Origin of the sequence: Echinicola salinicaeni, from assembly GCF_014280965.1 — a bacterium.
Lineage (GTDB): Bacteria > Bacteroidota > Bacteroidia > Cytophagales > Cyclobacteriaceae > Echinicola > Echinicola salinicaeni.
The window spans coordinates 318535-336890 of the sequence record NZ_JACODZ010000005.1 but is presented as its reverse complement, the minus strand read 5'-3'; the positions used below and the strand labels follow the sequence as shown (position 1 = coordinate 336890).

At 38.8% G+C, this 18356-nt stretch carries 16 protein-coding genes; 13 read left to right on the top strand and 3 right to left on the bottom strand.

Features of this window, described 5'->3' with window-relative positions; genetic code table 11:
• Positions 1 to 16: 16 nt before the first annotated feature.
• A complete protein-coding gene (locus H7U17_RS11425) occupies positions 17 to 613 on the bottom strand; it encodes a DUF4377 domain-containing protein (protein ID WP_186756853.1) in 597 nt (198 codons plus the stop codon).
• 198 nt (positions 614 to 811) lie between these two features.
• Here H7U17_RS11425 and H7U17_RS11420 point away from each other — a divergent pair, with 198 nt between their 5' ends.
• The gene (locus tag H7U17_RS11420) at positions 812 to 2287 is read left to right on the top strand and encodes a S10 family peptidase (RefSeq protein WP_186756852.1); all 1476 of its coding nucleotides are present in this window, start codon (positions 812 to 814) and stop codon (positions 2285 to 2287) included.
• A gap of 58 nt (positions 2288 to 2345) precedes the next feature.
• Here the strand turns inward: H7U17_RS11420 and H7U17_RS11415 are convergent, their stop codons facing one another.
• Positions 2346 to 3245 carry a glutamate--tRNA ligase family protein gene (locus tag H7U17_RS11415; protein WP_186756851.1) on the bottom strand — a complete coding sequence of 300 codons (900 nt, stop codon included), beginning with the start codon at positions 3243 to 3245 and terminating at the stop codon, positions 2346 to 2348.
• A 316-nt stretch (positions 3246 to 3561) separates the two neighbouring features.
• On the opposite strand from H7U17_RS11415, the gene H7U17_RS11410 reads away from it, so the two are divergent.
• A complete protein-coding gene (locus H7U17_RS11410) occupies positions 3562 to 4296 on the top strand; it encodes an NYN domain-containing protein (RefSeq protein ID WP_186756850.1) in 735 nt (244 codons plus the stop codon).
• A gap of 205 nt (positions 4297 to 4501) precedes the next feature.
• Here H7U17_RS11410 and H7U17_RS11405 read toward each other — a convergent pair whose 3' ends face one another.
• Entirely contained in the window at positions 4502 to 6823 is a 2322-nt protein-coding gene (locus H7U17_RS11405) for a CHRD domain-containing protein (protein WP_186756849.1), read from the bottom strand.
• A 205-nt stretch (positions 6824 to 7028) separates the two neighbouring features.
• Between H7U17_RS11405 and H7U17_RS11400 the strand changes: the two genes are divergently transcribed.
• From H7U17_RS11400 to H7U17_RS11350, 11 genes are all read left to right on the top strand, one after another.
• A complete protein-coding gene (locus tag H7U17_RS11400; protein WP_186756848.1) occupies positions 7029 to 7823 on the top strand; it encodes a M48 family metallopeptidase in 795 nt (264 codons plus the stop codon).
• A gap of 413 nt (positions 7824 to 8236) precedes the next feature.
• Positions 8237 to 8806 (top strand): YceI family protein, encoded by a 570-nt coding sequence (locus tag H7U17_RS11395; protein ID WP_186756847.1) that lies wholly within the window; start codon positions 8237 to 8239, stop codon positions 8804 to 8806.
• A 32-nt stretch (positions 8807 to 8838) separates the two neighbouring features.
• Positions 8839 to 10107, top strand: coding sequence for a hypothetical protein (locus H7U17_RS11390; protein WP_222439192.1), 1269 nt, complete (start codon positions 8839 to 8841; stop codon positions 10105 to 10107).
• A 95-nt stretch (positions 10108 to 10202) separates the two neighbouring features.
• Positions 10203 to 10808: a YceI family protein gene (locus H7U17_RS11385; protein WP_186756846.1), complete on the top strand. Its 606-nt coding sequence runs from the start codon at positions 10203 to 10205 to the stop codon at positions 10806 to 10808.
• A 65-nt stretch (positions 10809 to 10873) separates the two neighbouring features.
• Entirely contained in the window at positions 10874 to 11584 is a 711-nt protein-coding gene (locus H7U17_RS11380; RefSeq protein ID WP_186756845.1) for a Crp/Fnr family transcriptional regulator, read from the top strand.
• A gap of 157 nt (positions 11585 to 11741) precedes the next feature.
• Positions 11742 to 12362: a hypothetical protein gene (locus H7U17_RS11375; protein ID WP_186756844.1), complete on the top strand. Its 621-nt coding sequence runs from the start codon at positions 11742 to 11744 to the stop codon at positions 12360 to 12362.
• 76 nt (positions 12363 to 12438) lie between these two features.
• Positions 12439 to 14868 carry a heavy metal translocating P-type ATPase gene (locus tag H7U17_RS11370; protein WP_186756843.1) on the top strand — a complete coding sequence of 810 codons (2430 nt, stop codon included), beginning with the start codon at positions 12439 to 12441 and terminating at the stop codon, positions 14866 to 14868.
• Positions 14859 to 15044 (top strand): cbb3-type cytochrome oxidase assembly protein CcoS, encoded by a 186-nt coding sequence (gene ccoS, locus H7U17_RS11365; protein WP_186756842.1) that lies wholly within the window; start codon positions 14859 to 14861, stop codon positions 15042 to 15044. Before H7U17_RS11370 ends, ccoS begins: the two co-directional genes overlap by 10 nt.
• A gap of 3 nt (positions 15045 to 15047) precedes the next feature.
• A complete protein-coding gene (ccoN, locus tag H7U17_RS11360) occupies positions 15048 to 17201 on the top strand; it encodes a cytochrome-c oxidase, cbb3-type subunit I (protein ID WP_186756841.1) in 2154 nt (717 codons plus the stop codon).
• A gap of 12 nt (positions 17202 to 17213) precedes the next feature.
• On the top strand, positions 17214 to 17405 hold the full coding sequence (locus H7U17_RS11355; RefSeq protein ID WP_186756840.1) for a cbb3-type cytochrome c oxidase subunit 3: 192 nt from the start codon (positions 17214 to 17216) through the stop codon (positions 17403 to 17405).
• Positions 17392 to 18318, top strand: coding sequence for a cbb3-type cytochrome c oxidase N-terminal domain-containing protein (locus tag H7U17_RS11350; RefSeq protein ID WP_186756839.1), 927 nt, complete (start codon positions 17392 to 17394; stop codon positions 18316 to 18318). Before H7U17_RS11355 ends, H7U17_RS11350 begins: the two co-directional genes overlap by 14 nt.
• The last annotated feature ends 38 nt before the right edge of the window (positions 18319 to 18356 follow it).

Genomic DNA, 18356 nt, shown 5'->3' with positions numbered 1-18356 from the left:
AATAAACTGTGGTCGCTTATTTTAGTTGGATAAGTTTAATCGTATTATCATTTACATGACGGAATACTCCGTCTACATTTGCGCTAGTTTGTAGTTCAAGACTCAAGTCATCACATAAGGTGCTACACTCTATATCTATTTCTCCCAACAGATTATATCCAATATCTTCATTTCCAAGAACCAGGGTTGAAGGACTGAAGTCTGTGGATTTTAAAGGAAGGTCAAAGGTTGTGCCAACACTTACTGGGTCTTTTGAATTTTCTGAAATAAAGGTGTATTGGATAAAATGTAAACCGGTGTCGGAATTAAATGCTTCTTCTTTTCGTATCCTTAATTCATAATTATAACCTAATTCATAGTCAAAACCTGAAATGGCATCTATGGGGATTGCAGTCCATTCATCAGTTGCTACTTGATCGCTAAATTGTACTCTTAGCCATAACGTAGGATTATCTGCTTCATTGTTTTGAATGATGGGGAAATGTTGGACCTTAACATTTTCTTCCTTGATGGGAGTTTCGTCCAAGCAGGATGAAAAGAGCAATATGCCCATTACACTGAGGTAAGCTGTAATGATGCTGGATTGTCGTTTTAGGGTAAAAAAACTAAACATGATAAATAATTGAGTTGGTTTATTAAAAGAAGTGTTTTAATGTATCTCGCAGGTCTACAATAAAAATGCCATTAAATGAAAAATGGGATTATTTATAAGCAACTTTTACCCCTGAAAGTGTTTTTCGACCATCGCCTAGATTGTTTTTTAATAGACTATGATAAATTTTTATCTTCGGCCTTTAATCAATAAGTTTTTATGAAAAGATCAATTACGCTCATTTTAGCATTGCTATGTATGTTGGGAAGCTTAAAGGCACAGGAATTATTAAATTCTGATTCCTCAGCAATTTCCAAACATCAATTGAATATTAAAGGAAAAAATGTTCCCTATACTGCTACGGTCGGAACCCAGCCTGTTTGGGATAAGGATGGTAATGAAGTAGCCTATTTATTTTATACCTATTATGAACGCTCGGATATTCAAGATAAGACCAATAGACCGCTGGTTATTTCCTTTAATGGAGGCCCAGGATCAGCTTCTATTTGGATGCATATAGCTTATACAGGTCCTGTTCTTTTGAATATTGATGAGGAGGGTAATCCTGTTCAACCGTATGGTGTGAAGGATAATCCACATTCCATTTTAGATGTAGCTGATATTGTTTATATCGATCCAGTAAATACCGGATATTCCAGAATTACTGATAAAAAAGCTGACAGGGCCCAGTTTTTTGGTGTGAATTCAGATGTTAACTACTTGGCTGACTGGGTAAGAACCTTTGTGAGTCGAAATAACAGATGGGCATCTCCAAAATACCTGATTGGCGAAAGCTATGGTACCACTAGGGTATCTGGATTAGTGAATAGGTTACAGAACAGCCAATGGATGTTTTTCAATGGTGTAGTGTTGGTTTCTCCAACGGACTTAGGGATTGATAGAAGCGGTCCAGTAGCAGCAGCCAATTATTTGCCTTATTATACCGCCACAGCTTGGTACCACAAGGCACTGGAACCTTCTTTACAACAAAGAGATCTTGAAGAACTATTGCCTGAAGTGGAAGAATTTACGGTAAATGAGTTAATTCCAGCTATGGTAAAGGGAGGTTTCCTTGCGACGGAGGAAAAGCAGGCTTTAGCAAAGAAAATGTCCACTTATTCTGGATTAAGTGAGAAAGTATTATTGGAACATAATTTGGCTGTTCCTACACAATTTTTCTGGAAAGAGTTGCTTAGAGACCAGGGACTTACTGTGGGTCGATTGGATAGTAGGTACAAGGGAATAGATAGGTCTGATGCTGGAAGCAGTTTTGATCATGACCCAGCCCTAACCGCTTGGAACCATGCTTTTGCGCCAGCTTTTAATCATTATATGATCAATGAACTTGATTTTAAGACTGATTTGAATTATTTCCTCTTTGGGCCAGTTCATCCGTGGGATAGAACAAGGGATAGAACAGGTGAAAATCTCCGTTCAGCTGTTGCTCAAAACCCATATTTGCATGTAATGATTCAATCAGGCTATTACGATGGTGGTACGGATTATTTCAATGCAAAATATTCTATGTGGCAAATGGACCCAAGTGGTAAATTAAAGAATAGGTTGTCATGGAAAGGGTATAGAAGTGGGCATATGATGTATTTGAGATCTGAAGATCTCGAAAAAGCCAATGATGATATCAGAGAGTTTATCAAAAAGTCTTTGCCAAAGGACGGAATGCCAGCTCGCTATTAATGACCTATTGAAATCATTTGAAATAAATAATAGATGCAGAGAAGAAAAGGCCGGGAATTTACCCGGCTTTTTCTATATAGGCTTTTTCAAAATCTTCCAAACATAAAATGGGTTCTTTGAATCCCATAAAATCACCTAACAAGAGATAGATGTCAGCTTTGCTTTTTCCCATTTTTCTTAGGCCTTGAATGGAAGTCGCACCTTTGGATTTGGAAAGCTTTTTGTTTTTGGAATGCATGATCAATTGATGATGCTTAAAAGTGATATCAGAGAAGCTATTGGAGGGCAATAAGCTTGATAGATAGGACTGAGCCAGACTGGAATCCAATAAGTCTTGGCCACGAACAATCAGGTCAACTCCAAAATTGATGTCATCAATGACAGAAGCCAGCTGATAGGCCGGCAAGCTTGTCTTTTTCCTGACCACAAAATGCTGCATATTATCAGGCAAGAAGGAATTGTAAACTCCTGATTCCAATGATTTAAACTGTATTGAATGTCCGTTGGTGATCAAACGCCAGTTAGTATTCTCCTCTTTGAGATCTATTTTTCTATTAAGGCATGTTCCCGGGTATTGGGCATTGGTGCTGATATTTGCAATTTGTTTTCTAGAGCATTCACAGGCAAAAAGTAATTGTTTTTCTTTTAATGACTCCAAGGCTTTTTTATAGCTTTCCAGACGATGAATTTGGGAAAATTCTTGACTAAACTCTTTTTGGTTTTTTGGCCCTAGGTCCCAAGGTATTTCCAAGAAGTCTAGTGTGATGAAAATGTCTTCAATATAAGCTTGTCTTACTCGGCTTTGGTCAAGGTCATCTATACGTAATAGTATTTTGCTGTGATGTTTTTTTGCAAGGGAAGAGGTTATCAAAAATGATAAAATATTGCCTAAATGAAGATATCCACTAGGGGTAGGAGCGAACCTTGTTAACTGGTATGTTGCTTGGGTTTTGGGCATAGTAATGGTTACTAAAGTAATAAAGTATCTTCTTACCAACACCCTAAAACGGTGAAATATTCAAGAATAAAATTACAGTCAATTGAAATCAAAATGTGTGTTTTTTTTAATAGATGAGTTGTGTTTTATGAAATTCCTTTATTAATAAGTAGTTACTTGAGGAGGTTGTCAAGGAATTATGGTTAACTTACTTTATCTATGATTCGCAAAACTTTCTACAAGTTCGACATGGCAGAATAATTGTTGTTTATTGAATATTGTAGGATTTGATTTTTAGAGATCAACATTAGTTGAGAACAAGAAAAATATTTTAGAAATGGAAAATGAGCTTAATTTGGCCGTATTGATTGATGCGGATAATATACCTTCTTTTTATATCAAGGAGATGATGGAGGAATTAGCCAAGTATGGTAACCCTACTATAAAAAGAATATATGGGGATTGGACCCAACCGCAGTTAGGCAAATGGAAAGCTGTGTTATTGGAACATGCTATCACGCCCATGCAACAATACAGTTATACTTCGGGCAAAAATGCTACTGATTCAGCGATGATCATTGATGCTATGGATATTTTGTATACAGAAAAGGTAAACGGGTTTTGTCTAGTTTCCAGTGATAGTGATTTTACTAAACTGGCTACTAGATTGAGAGAAGCCAATATGAAGGTTTTTGGGATTGGAGAAAAGAAGACTCCGACACCTTTTATTGCGGCTTGTGACAAATTCATTTATTTGGAAATTCTGAAGCAGCAGGAAAAAGAGGATAAAATTACTGTAGCAAAACAAATTCCAGAAGTGGAAAAAATAACCTCAAAGGTTATTCGTTTGATTTCAAATACTATTTCAGATTGCTCAGAAGATGACGATGGATGGGCCTTTATGGGGGATGTTGGGAACTTGCTACAGAAAAAGCAACCGAATTTTGATTCAAGAAACTATGGCTTTCAAAAACTCACACCTATGATTAGCTCTATCGATAAATTTGAGATTGACCAAAGGGAAAGTGGGAGAGGTAGGCATCGTTTGATTTATGTCAGAAACAAAAAATAAAATCTGATTATCCGCTATGATGCCAGTAATCATAAATACTTTGCTCAGGTGGTTGGGAGACTGAAGTCTGAAGCGGCAGATACTTTAATCAAAGCGATCGTCTTAATTTGTTTTTAATCTTTACTGGTAAAATTGTGGATATAGAAATTAAAAAAGCTTCCAGATATCTGGAAGCCTTTTCCTATATGAGTTATTGTAAACTAAATTAATTATTAATTCCTATATTTCCCTGTCCGACTATGGTGCCCAATTGGTCGGAACTTAAGTGAACGTTTACATATCCGTCAATATTCATTAATCCTGCGTAATTCAAAGCATCTCCCGACTCTAACATTTCCACATTTGTCATACTCATTCCAGTAGTTCCATCAACCGCATTAAAGGAGAAGATGATTGGCCCTCCTTCACTGGCAGAATTAGCATGGATGTGAGCAGGGTGACTACCTCCTTCTGGTGTTCCTTTCATTGCGATGGTTGCTAGGGCAAATCCATTGACTCTTTCAGCAAAGGTAATAGTGCCACTGATTCCTGGTACATCTTTTTCATTTAAAGCATAAACCATAGTATTTCCTGTAAGCTCATTCTGACCGATGTCTCCATGTGCAACGATGGTTCCTAATTGGCTACCACTTAGGTGTACATTAACATATCCATCAACATCGAGAATATCAGCATACGGCATAGGGTCTCCTGCATCAGTTTGTCTAATGGTGGTCATGCTCATTCCTGTGGTACCATCAACAGGATTGAATGATACGACAATTCCACCACCTTCAGCGGCTGTATTGGCATGTATATGTGCGGGGTGACTTCCCCCATCAGGTGTGCCATCTAAACTTATCGTTGCCAATGAAAGTCCATTTACCCTTTCTTGAAACTTGATGGATCCACTGATCCCGGGAACCATTTTTTCTCCAAGGCTATATATTTTTTCATTTCCAGTTAATTCGTTTTGTCCAATATCTCCCTGTGCAACGATGGTTCCTAATTGGCTAGCGCTTAGGTGTACATTGACATATCCATCAACATTGAGAATATCAGCATACGGCATAGGGTTTCCTGCATCGGTTTGCCTGATGGTGGTCATACTCATGCCCGTAGTGCCGTCGACAGGATTGAATGATATGACAATTCCACCGCCTTCAGCAGCAGTATTGGCATGAATATGTGCAGGGTGACTTCCCCTTTCAGGTGTGCCATCTAAACTTATCGTTGCCAATGAAAGTCCATTTACCCTTTCCTGAAACTTGATGGATCCACTGATCCCGGGAACCATTTTTTCTCCAAGGCTGTATATTTTTTCATTTCCAGTCAATTCATTTTGTCCTATATCTCCCTGCGATACAATTGTACCTAATTGCTCTGCACTGAGGTGTACATTTACATATCCATCGAAACTTAGGATGTCATCGTACATTAGCGCATTACCGTCGTCTGTTTGTCTAATGGTGGTCATACTCATTCCAGTATTTCCATCTACGGGATTGAAGCTCACAGCGATGCCACCACCTTCCGCTGCTGTATTATAGTGAATGTGTGCAGGATGGCTACCTCCCTCTGGCGTGCCATCTATCTGAATGGTGGCCAGAGTATAACCGCTAATTCTCTTTTTAAAAGTAACAGTACCACTAATTCCGGGAACAGCTTTTTCACCTAAACTATAAATTTTAAACTGGTCGGTGAGTTCATTGACACCTATATCTGCTTGGGATACAATGGTTCCAAGATCATTTGAGGAAAGATGAACATTTACATAGCCATCCATACTTAAGATGTCTTCATAGGATATAGGGGTTCCCTCATCATTTGTTTCAATAATGGTGGTACTCATTCCTGTACTACCATCGACCGGGTTAAATGAAATGGCTATAGGACCACCTTCAGCAGCTGAGTTGGAGTGAATGTGTGCCGGGTGGCTACCTCCGTCCGGAGTTCCTTCCAAATCGATGGTTGCTAAAGTAGACCCATTTACCCTCTTTTGGAACGTAATGGTTCCGGATATTCCAGGAACAGCTTTTTCCAGAAGATTATAAGTTTTGGAATCCCCAGCTAAAGCATTTCCTCCCATGTCACCTTGGGCTACTATGGTTCCCAAATCTCCATGACTTAGGTGAACATTGATATAGCCATCAAAATTGATTAAAGAATTATAGCTGACTGAAGTGCCATCGTCACGCTTATTTACGAGAGAGGTACTAACGCCCGAACCCCCATCTACTGGATTTAGTGAAATGGCTATATCACCACCTTCAGATGCCGAATTAAAGTGTATATGGGAAGGGTGTACGCCATTTTCCGGTGTTCCGTTTAAGATTAAGGTCACCTTTGTGTAACCATCTTCCCCCTCTTCAAAAATTGCGGAGCCACTTACTCCGGAATTACCGATTTCTACTAGCGGATAGGTCATTTTTTGGCCTGTCAGTTCTAAGGCTTCTGTGGGACTGGTATCATCCACACAAGAAAAAAATCCGATTATGCTTAGCATCATTAGCCAATTAAAAAGATGTAGCGGTATGCGCTTTTTCATTTTCTTGTTGATTTTGGTTAAAAGAATATTGTCATTATAAAATTATAACTAGGATAAATGATATTTGTTTAGTCTTGGTGGTTATTAACTTAGATTGATCAATTAAATTGCAGAAATTTTAATGGTTAATAGAAAGTGAACTATTCATTTAACCGTTAATTGGCATCTTTTTTGGGAAATTTTAATTGAACAATTTTAAATGAATATGTTGAAAAGAATATCAATTTTGCTTTTATCGGGCCTAGTGCTGTATGGTTGTGCTACAGTGCCTTTAAGTGGGAGGAAACAATTGAGCTTGGTAAGTAATGAAGAAGTCTTACCTATGGCCTTCCAGCAATACAATGAAGTAAAAACCGAAAGTAAATTACTTACTGGTACAAGTGATGGAGAAAAGGTGCAAAGGGTAGGGAAGCGCATAGCAGCGGCTGTAGAGACCTATCTTAATGATAATGGTTACGGAGATATTGTCGAAGGATTCGAATGGGAGTTCAATCTTATTCAAGATGACCAGGTAAATGCTTGGTGTATGCCAGGGGGGAAAGTGGCCTTTTATACGGGAATAATACCCGTTTGCCAAGATGAAACAGGTATTGCCGTGGTTATGGGCCATGAGGTAGCGCATGCTATTGCTAGCCATGCTAGAGAAAGAATGTCCCAGGGATTGGTGGCAAATGGATTATTGGGAGGTTTGCAAGTGGCTATGGGGCAAGACCCAACTTTGACTGAGGCGATTTTTATGCAAGCAGTGGGTATGGGGAGCCAGGTTGGTATGCTTAAATTTTCCCGTGACCAAGAATTAGAGTCAGATCAATTGGGATTGATTTTTATGGCAATGGCAGGTTATGATCCAAGAGAGGCACCTGAATTTTGGAAAAGAATGGAAGCAAAATCTTCGGGGGCAGCACCGCCAGAGTTTTTGTCCACTCACCCAGGTCCTGATAGAAGGATTGATGAGCTGAACAAACAAATGCCAGAGGCTTTAAAGTATTATAAACAGTAATTTTTAGGATTAATTTTGATTGGAAAGGCTGTAACCTGATTTAAGGTTACAGCCTTTTTTATTGTCATTATTTGTTAAGATCCAATTTGGAAAAAACAATAAGTACTAATTCAAAATAAAAATGCATTGATTTATGAAGTGAATGATATGGTGTTTTAGATTGATGATTCTGTAAGTAAATGTTTTTTTATGATTTTAAACAATATTTTTAATAATAAAAAACGGCGTATTTTATTATAAAATAAACTAAATGTATTTTTAATTATATTATTTTTAGTTAAATTTTTGTAGTGAAAACATGACAAAAGTCTTGTTTTTAGTTTCTTTTTCTCATGTTTTCGCCATTTCGTGGACAGTACATTTGTTATATCAATTAAGCAAAACAAGTTTTCAACAGCATAACATTTTGAATTATGAAGACAGTGAAATTAATTATCCTATCAGCATTATTAATGATGCTAGGATTTCAGCTCAGGGCTCAGGGAAGTTATGGTTTGTCCGGTCCTCAGGAATTTATGGTTGAAGGAACTTCTACCATTCATGATTGGGAAATGGTGGCCAAGGAAGGGGTGAAAGGAAGTATGAGCGCTACAGTCAATGGTTCAGAAATAGCATCTATTTCTTCATTGAAAATCACATTACCAGTCGAAAGCTTGAAGAGCGGTAAGTCCAGTATGGACAAAAATGCTTATGAGAGTTTAGATAAGAAAAAGAATCCCAACATTCTGTATGAATTGATCAGTATAGATGAAATCGGGGCAGGTATGATTAAGGGCAAAGGTAAATTGATCATTGCCGGTAATTCCAAAGATGTAATAATGGAAGTTAAATATAGGGTGAGCAATGGAGATATAATTTTTGAGGGAAGTCAGGATATCACCTTCTCAGAATATAATATAGATCCTCCAACAGCCATGTTTAATACTATTAAAACAGGTAATGAGTTGAAGTTATCATTTAAAGCCCAATTTCAACCAAACTGATAAATCAACAAACACATAACAAAGCAAAAGCCATGAATACTATGACAAAAGGCATTAATTATGCTATCCTATTCTTTGCGGTTTTATTTTCAGGTACCTCTTTGGTACAGGCGCAAAAATCCTTACAATATTATAGAGCTGATAATAGCTATGGGCTCAATGTTTTTGAGACTAGTAAAGATTCAGTTTCTACTTATGAGGGACTGAGAGTGAAAGTAGGCGGGGACTTCGCCTTACAGTTTCAGGGAATCAATCAAGAAAATAATCTTGACAACTTGGTGGACCTAGGGTCCAATCTGAATCTTCCTACAGCCAACCTGAACCTTGATGTTCAGTTGGAGGATGGTGTTAGAATGCATTTGAGAACCTATCTTTCTGCAAGACACCACTCAGAGGCCTGGGTAAAAGGAGGTTATTTGCAATTGGATAAACTAGATTTTGTTTCTGACGGATTTCTTGAGGGATTGATGAAATATACTACTATCAAAGTGGGTATGGATGAGATCAACTATGGTGATGCACACTTTAGAAGAACAGATAATGCCCGAGCTATTTTCAATCCATTTGTTGGGAATTATATCATGGACTCCTTTACTACTGAGGCCTTTGCAGAAGTGACTCTTCAAAACAGCGGATTCTTGGCTATGCTCGCCATATCTAATGGTAAGCTTAATCAATCAGTAGTAGTCAATGACAACTCTGACAATAAACTTTCGTTTTATGGTAAAGTAGGTTATGACAATTATGTTGCCGAGGATTTGAGAGTTAGATTGACAGGTTCTTGGTATAACAACCAAGGATTGTCAACTGGAACTTCACTATATGGAGGTGACCGTGCGGGTTCCAGATACTACAGCGTGTTGCATACAATTGAAGATGGTGGATCGGACTTTGAGGGTCGTTTCAATCCAAGATTTAGACAGCTTACTGCCTTTCAAATAAATCCGTTTGTAAAATTCAAAGGTCTGGAGTTTTTCGGGATTTTCGAATCAGCGATGAACAGCGAGGACGAAGGTGATGGCCAGTATACTCAACTTGCGGGCGAATTACTTTATAGATTTGGTTCTCGTGAGCAGTTATATTTAGGAGGCAGATATAATAAGGTGAAAGGTGAAGCAAATGCGGATGATCCGACAACCTCCATTGAAAGATTCAATATTGGTGGTGGATGGTTCATGACCAAAAATATTGTAGCCAAAATTGAGTATGTTAATCAGAAATATGACGGATTTGCAGCAGGTTCTAAATACGACGGAGCGAAATTCGATGGACTGAATATTGAAGCAGCGATAAGCTTCTAATCATTTATGATCACATAAAATTTGGAAGGGTATCGGGCAAACCGGTACTCTTCTTTTGCTTTAAATTCAATAGGTCAAATATAAATCAAGGTGATATGTTTAAGTTGATTTCATTTATTGGTATTCTAATGTTGGCTACTATGCCTAAGGAACGAAAAACAATTATGTGGAATATCCTTGAGGAAAGTGAATTGGGTATTGCAGGAACTACCAATGTCAATAGCTACTATTGCATGTCAGAAAATTATTTCGGAGATGATAAAATTTATGAAAGATATTCAAATGAAGGTCAGGTCAGCTGGAGCGGAAAGATAAGAGTTCCAGCAAGAAGTTTTGATTGTGCGAATAATATTATGACCAAGGATTTTCAAAGTACCATTAAGGCTGATCAGCACCCATATATTGGAATGGAGTTTCTTCATCTTGAAAAAGTAAAAGGAGAAGATAGTGCTATTAGTGGTGAGGCAATTGTTACCTTGGTTAAGGTGCAACAAAAAATTAAAATTGCTTGTAAGCTGGAAAGGTTGGATAATGGGGTTTTGAAACTGGAAGGGGATCACACATTTTTGTTCTCTGATTTTGGCCTAGAGGCACCCAAAAAGTTTTTTGGGGCTATAAAAGTAAAAGATCAAGTAACCGTTGAATTCAAATTATTTTTAGAATCTGAGTCTTCAAATTCCATTAAAGGGAACTTATTATGATAAAAGTCATCTTTTTTTAATAGGTTTATAACATAGCTTTGTGATGTTAATTAATTTTTAGGTTCATGACAATAAAGAATACACCATGTGAATTATGCTTAAGCCGTAAATTTTCCATGTTTTCAGGTTTATCTGATGAACATTTATGCAATTTATCGGACAGCAAAAATTTGATTTCCCATAAAAAAGGCCAAATGCTGTTTTATGAGGGCACTAAACCTTTGGGGGTTTTTTGTGTAAGCTCAGGCATTGTAAAAGTGTTTAAAACGGCATCTAATGGTAAAGAGCAAATTATCCGATTAGTCCAGAAAGGAGACTTTCTTGGTTATACATCGTTGTTGGGTGAAGAAGCTTATTTGAATTCAGCTACCATTGTTGAAGATGCAAAAATCTGTTTTATTCCCAAGGAAACTTTTCTTAAGCTCATCGCTGAGGACAACAATTTCCACAGAAGGTTGACCAAGGCGGTTTGTCAAAATCTGGGATTAATGGAAGAGAAGCTAACTGATGCTACCCAGAAGACCATTAGGGAAAGGTTAGCTTTTACCTTGATTAAATTGTCTGACTCTTATGGTGTAGATGGTGGTGAGAGCAGAAAAATAGATCTGGTATTAACCAGAGAGGAAATAGCCGGTTTGGTAGGTACTGCTACTGAAACGGTAATTAGGTTGCTTTCTGAATTTAAGAAGGACAGTCTGATTAAGTTTGAAGGCAAAAAGATCATCGTTTTAGATAGAAAAGGATTGGCCAGGTTATCTGATTTTTATAATAATTGATCAAATCATTCCGTATTTATCAAAAACAAAAGCCCAAACAGACGTTTGGGCTTTTGTTTTTATATATATGATTTTTATCAGGTTTTGGCTTTTTAAATGTCATAATTCCTCAGCCAGAAGCGGTATAAATTTGTCTTAAATCTATAATTGATTACAGATGAAAGGCAACATTCATAATTACCTGGAAATACCTACTGATATATTGGCTCCTATATATGACCAAAAGATTCAGGGGGACTTTTTTGACCGTAGATTGATAGAGGGAGTTTTGAATCAAGAAGAGAAAGACATTTATATGATAATGGCCAATTTGCCAAAAGTCTTGGATTGGTTGCATGGACAAGATCAACCACAGGTCCTCGAGAAAAGACCCTGCGCTATTCCATTATTATTGTTTGACCAAGATCTGTCATTTGATAAACTCCTCTTTCATTATGATGGAACTCCTGATTCTGCCGATATCATACAAGGGTTTTTGGAAAAATTCGAACTGCATATAAAGAGCAGTCAAGCCACCATCATTTCTCCAAGTTTTATTCCTAAATCAAAACTTCAAGAAGAGCAAGCCTTGATTCAACTCATAAGAAACTATACTGGTGAAACCAGTTTTATAAAATTCAATTTTAGGAAAATTGGTGACTTCTGGTCTTATGCTACCAAAAACAAATCCACCATGCTGGTAACTTCCAAAGCTTATCAAGCTGATTTGGCTAAAGTCTTATTTCATTTTTATAAAGGTGGATTTTGGTATGATAACTTATCATTTTATCTGGCTTAAAAATATAAAATATTATATACTAATATTTTAAAATAGGATTCATTATAGTTAAATTGATACAGAACCACCAATGAACATGAAGGAAGTTAAACAAAAGGATCGTACTTTGTGCTTCCACTGTGGAGAACAGTGTTTGGATGAATCCCTTCGCTATGATGAAAAGGATTTTTGTTGTCCAGGCTGTATGCTGGTTTATGAAGTGTTGAATGAAAATGGCCTTAGCAGTTATTATGAGTATGGTGAAAAGCCTGGCATAAAAAACGACAACAATAATAAATCAGCCAATCGATTTGATTACTTAGAAGAACCTGAAGTAATCCAAAAATTAATAGATTTTCAAAACGAAAAGGAAACTCATATTTCCTTTGATATTCCAGCAATACATTGTGCCTCCTGTGTGTGGTTATTGGAAAACCTTCACAGACTTAATTCGAATATTTTTGAATCTCGGGTGGATTATGTAAAAAAAGAGGTACACATCAAATTCGTACATAATGCTCTAAGTCTGAAAGAGCTGGTGAGGCTATTGGCTAAGATAGGTTATGAGCCGAGTATTCAACTGGATGCATTGGAAGAAAAGCCAAAAAGAAGGATAGACAGGAAACTGATATATAAGTTGGCAGTAGCTGGATTTTGCTTTGGCAATATGATGTTTTTCAGTTTGCCTGAGTATTTCAGTGAAGTGTCATTATTGGAAGAGAATTTTAGAGGCCTTTTTGTCCAGCTCAATTTAGCCTTGTCACTTCCTGTTATATTTTATTCAGCAACAGATTACTATAGGTCTGCATGGTACTCTCTGAGTTCTGGTCGTGTTAATATGGATGTTCCCATAGTCATGGGGATAATTTCTCTGTTTGTTTATAGTCTATACGAAGTAATTGAGCTGGGGGAAAGCGGTTATTTCGATTCTATAGGGGGGCTATTGTTTTTTCTATTGATCGGGAAATATTTTCAGCAAAAAACCTATGACCGTCTTGCTTTTGACAGGGATTATAAGTCCTACTTCCCATTGGCTGTAACCCGCTTGGGGAATAAAGGGGAAGAAGTTGTTTCGCTTCCTAAAATAAAAGTAGGGGATACCTTGAAGATTCGTCATGGTGAGTTGATTCCAGCGGATAGTTTGTTACTGGAAGGGGAAGCCCGAATTGATTATAGTTTTGTGACAGGGGAGGAAGTGCCTGTTTTTGTAAAGAAGGGTTCTTTAATTTATGCAGGAGGTAGGCAGCAGGCAGGAGCCTTGCTCCTAAATGTGCAGAAAGCCCCTTCCCAAGGTTATTTAACTGATTTGTGGAACCAAGATAGTTTCCAGCTTGGAAAGCCCAAGGAACTGGAATCATTGGCCAATGCCATTAGTGGAAAATTCACATTGGTGGTGCTGATGGTGGCTTTTGGTGCTCTAGCTTTTTGGATTCAAACGGATGTTTCCGTGGCGGTGAAAACTTTTACCAGCGTTTTAATTGTGGCCTGCCCATGTGCATTGGCGATGTCCACCCCTTTTACCTTAGGTAATACTTTGAGGGTTTTTGGTAATAGGAAATTTTATTTAAAAAACAGCCATGTGGTAGAGCAACTGGCAAAAGCAGATACCTATATTTTTGATAAGACAGGAACGCTTACAGATCCAGCTGCAGCAACAGTAAACTATATCGGATTTTGCTTGGATGAAGAGAATAAATCAGTAATCAAAGGCATGGTCCAGCATTCCATGCATGCCTTAAGCAGTCGGATCAATGTATGGTTGGGGGAGATCAAGCCTGCTTATGTGGAGGGAATAGGGGAGCTTCCTGGAAAGGGTATTGAAGCTATTTATAATGGAAAGATAGTGCGAATAGGTTCGGCCAAGTGGTTGGGGATTGGCAATATTAGAACCAAAGATTTTGGTAATAGGATTTACATCTCCTTTGATGGAGAAGTAAAGGGATATTTTCATATCCAAAGTGGATTGAGGAAGGGTGTGGAAAGATCCATGGATCAATTGAAAGATATGGGCCAAGTTCACTTACTGTCCGGTGATCAGGATCATGATCGTGAAAATCTTCAAAAGGTATTTGGGGCAGCGGTGGAGATGAATTTTAACCAAAGCCCAAAAGAAAAGTTGCAATACATCAAATCATTGAACGATAGAGGGAATAAAACGGTGATGGTTGGAGATGGATTGAATGATGCAGGTGCCTTGCAAGAAAGCAGGGTGGGGATTGCAGTAACCAGTCAATCCACTCATTTTTCTCCTGCAAGTGATGCTATTATGGATGCCGATGTAATTGGCCAGTTACCTCAGTTTATAGCGTTGGCAAAGGAAAGCAGGAATGTGATCAAGGCAAGTTTTGTGCTCAGCTTTCTGTACAATATTGTTGGGATCAGTTTGGCTGTTCAAGGCCTGCTTAGTCCTGTTATTTGTGCGATTTTGATGCCACTGAGTAGTATTTCGGTGGTGGTATTTACTACAGTGATGATCAATTATCTAGCGATGAGAAAAGGAAGTAAAAATAATTATTCATGGAAGTAATATTCATTTTGATCGGGGTGAGTTTGGTTTTGGCTTCTAGCTTTTTGTTCCTGTTTTTCAGGGCCATGAAGAAAGGCCAGTTTGACGATACCTATACCCCTTCGGTAAGAATTCTATTTGATTCACATAAAAACAAAAAAACGGTTAAGCCTAAACCGTCACCTAAAACCAAATAAAGTATGTCAGATGTAATACTAGAAAAGTTCAGTTACGATAATAAAATCGTAAAGTACTTTGGAGCAGCCACCATAGTTTGGGGCTTAGTCGGAATGCTGGTTGGGATATTGGCAGCCATCCAGCTTTTTCTTCCCGAAGCCAATATGGGAAACCCTTATACCACATTTGGGAGGATTAGACCGCTACACACCAATGCGGTAATATTTGCCTTTGTGGGAAATGCCATTTTCGCCGGAGTGTACTATTCCATGCCTCGATTGCTGAAGGCCAGGATGTGGAGTGATGCACTTAGCTGGATCAATTTCTGGGGCTGGCAGTTAATTATCCTTGCTGCTGCGATTACCCTACCATTGGGCTTGACCACTTCAAAGGAATATGCCGAATTGGAATGGCCTATTGATATTGGGATTGCTGTAGTGTGGGTAGCTTTTGGTGCCAATATGATCGGTACATTGCTTAAGCGAAGGGAAAGACATATGTATGTAGCCATTTGGTTTTATTTGGCCTCTTTTGTAACCGTGGCAGTTTTACATATATTTAATTCTTTGGCCTTGCCAGTTTCGTTTTTCAAAAGTTATTCGGCATATGCAGGTGTTCAAGACGCCTTGGTTCAATGGTGGTACGGTCACAATGCAGTGGCTTTCTTCTTGACCACACCTTATTTGGGATTGATGTATTACTTCCTTCCCAAAGCAGCTAATAGGCCAGTTTATTCTTATAAGCTTTCTATAGTTCACTTCTGGTCCTTGATCTTTCTGTATATCTGGGCAGGGCCTCACCATCTTTTGTATACTGCTTTGCCCAACTGGGCGCAGGTTCTCGGGGTAGCTTTCTCGGTGATGTTAATTGCTCCATCTTGGGGCGGTATGGTCAATGGACTATTAACGCTAAGAGGTGCTTGGGACAAAGTAAGAGTTGACCCAGTACTTAAGTTTATGGTTGTGGCGGTTACAGCCTACGGTATGGCCACCTTCGAAGGTCCTATGCTATCATTGAAATATGTGAACGCCATCGCGCACTATACTGATTGGATCGTTGCACACGTGCATATTGGCGCCTTGGGCTGGAATGGCTTCTTGACCTTTGGTATGCTTTACTGGTTATGGCCTAAGATGTGGAAAACAAAATTGTACTCTACTAAATTGGCGAACACCCACTTCTGGTTGGGTACTTTGGGGATTGTTTTCTATGCCTTGCCTATGTATGTGGCTGCCTTGACCCAAAGCTTGATGTGGAAAGAGTTCAATGAGATGGGAAGATTAGCTTATCCTAATTTCCTTGAAACAGTTCTTGAAATTGTTCCAATGTATATGTTGAGGGCATTCGGTGGTGTGCTTTACTTGGCCGGGGCCATAGTGATGGTTTATAACCTTGTCAAAACATCTAAAATCGGCGTTTTCCAAGCAGAAGAGCCAGATGAGGCACCTGCGCTTAGCAAGTTTGTACCTAAGAAAGGTGAATACTGGCACCATGCATGGGAGAGAAAACCAATCTTCTTTACCATCTTGGCTACAGTGGCCATTCTTATTGGAGCGGTGATAGAAATTGTGCCCACCTTGTTGGTGAAATCGAATGTGCCAACCATCAGTAGTGTCCAACCATATACTCCGCTGGAATTGCAGGGTAGGGACCTCTATATTTCACATGGTTGTGTGGGATGTCACTCACAGATGATTCGGCCTTTCAGATCTGAAACTGAGCGTTATGGAGAATATTCCAAAGCTGGTGAATTCGTTTACGACAGGCCATTCCTTTGGGGATCAAAACGAACTGGTCCTGATTTGCACAGGGTAGGAAAGAAATATCCAGATAGCTGGCATTATCACCATATGTTAGATCCAAGAACGATGTCTCCTGGCTCTACCATGCCTGCTTACCCATGGATGATTACCAATACCATGGACCATTTAGATGTTCCGGATAAAATCAGAACCATGCAGCAACTCGGGGTACCATATCCAGAAGGTTATGCTGATGAACAGGCCTTGAAAGATCTGCACGAACAAGCCCAGGGAATCGCTTCCGGACTTTCAGATGCAGGTGTAGAAGTAAGGCCAGATGCTGAGATTGTGGCCCTGATCGCCTATTTGCAGAGATTAGGAACGGATATTAAGAAAACGGATGCCCCGACATCAGAAGAAAGTATCGCCAAATAACCCCAAAAAGTCATGAAAAAGGAAATTTTAACTTCTATAGAGAACGTGGAGATTTATCCCATTTTGTCTTTGCTCATTTTTGTGCTGTTTTTTATCGGTGTTGCTTGGTGGGTGGTGAAGGCAGATAAGCAGTATATAGATCATATGAAATCCCTTCCAATGGAGGATGATAACCCAAATTTTGCGAGCCATGAAAAAAACTAAAATAGCATTATTGGTGTCCATGTTGGCACTTATCTCTCGATCAGCGATGGCCCAAGAGGCTGAAAAGGGATTATTCGAGACTTTAGGGGAGATGGATAGCAGTCAGCTGACCTTGTTGATCATCATCATGGTGGTGCTGGGATTGATGGTGCTCCTGATGATTTTACTGATCTATCTGACCAGTTTTATAGTTGCTTTGCTCAATAAGGAAAATCCGGAAATGGCCAAAGAGCCAAGCTGGTGGGATAATTTTAAAGAAAAATTTGTCACAGGAAAACTTAAACCAATTGAGGAAGAAGAGGAAATATTATTGGATCACAACTACGATGGTATTGTAGAGTTGGACAATTATATGCCTCCTTGGTTAAAGTATGTGTTTTACGGAACCATACTATTTGCGGTTGTTTATTTGGTGAACAACACCAATGTAGGATTTGGTAAATCACCAACAGAGGAATATCAGGCTGAACTGGCAGAGGAAGCCATTGCGGCCGAGGAGCGAAAAGCTTTGGCATTGGCTTCCATTGATGAAACGAATGTAGCCCTAGACCAATCCCAGACCATGTTAGAAATGGGCGGGACCATATTTCAGAATAACTGTGTAGCCTGTCATGCTTCCGATGGAGGAGGTGGTGTAGGTCCAAACCTTACAGATAAATTTTGGTTGCATGGAGGAAGCATTTCAGATGTGTTTTCCGTTATTAAATATGGGGTTCCAGAAAAAGGAATGATTCCTTGGCAAGACCAGTTAAGTCCAGAAGAAATTCAACAAGTAGCGAATTTCGTGCTCTCTCTAGAGGGGACGACTCCGGCGAATCCTAAAGAGCCTCAAGGTGAAGAATATGTTCGTGAAACTGAAGGAGAAACAGGCGGAGAGGAGACTGTTTCAAATAGCTTACAAGTTAATGGCTAAATAATAACAGGGGCAGTATAAGCTGCCCCTTACAAAAA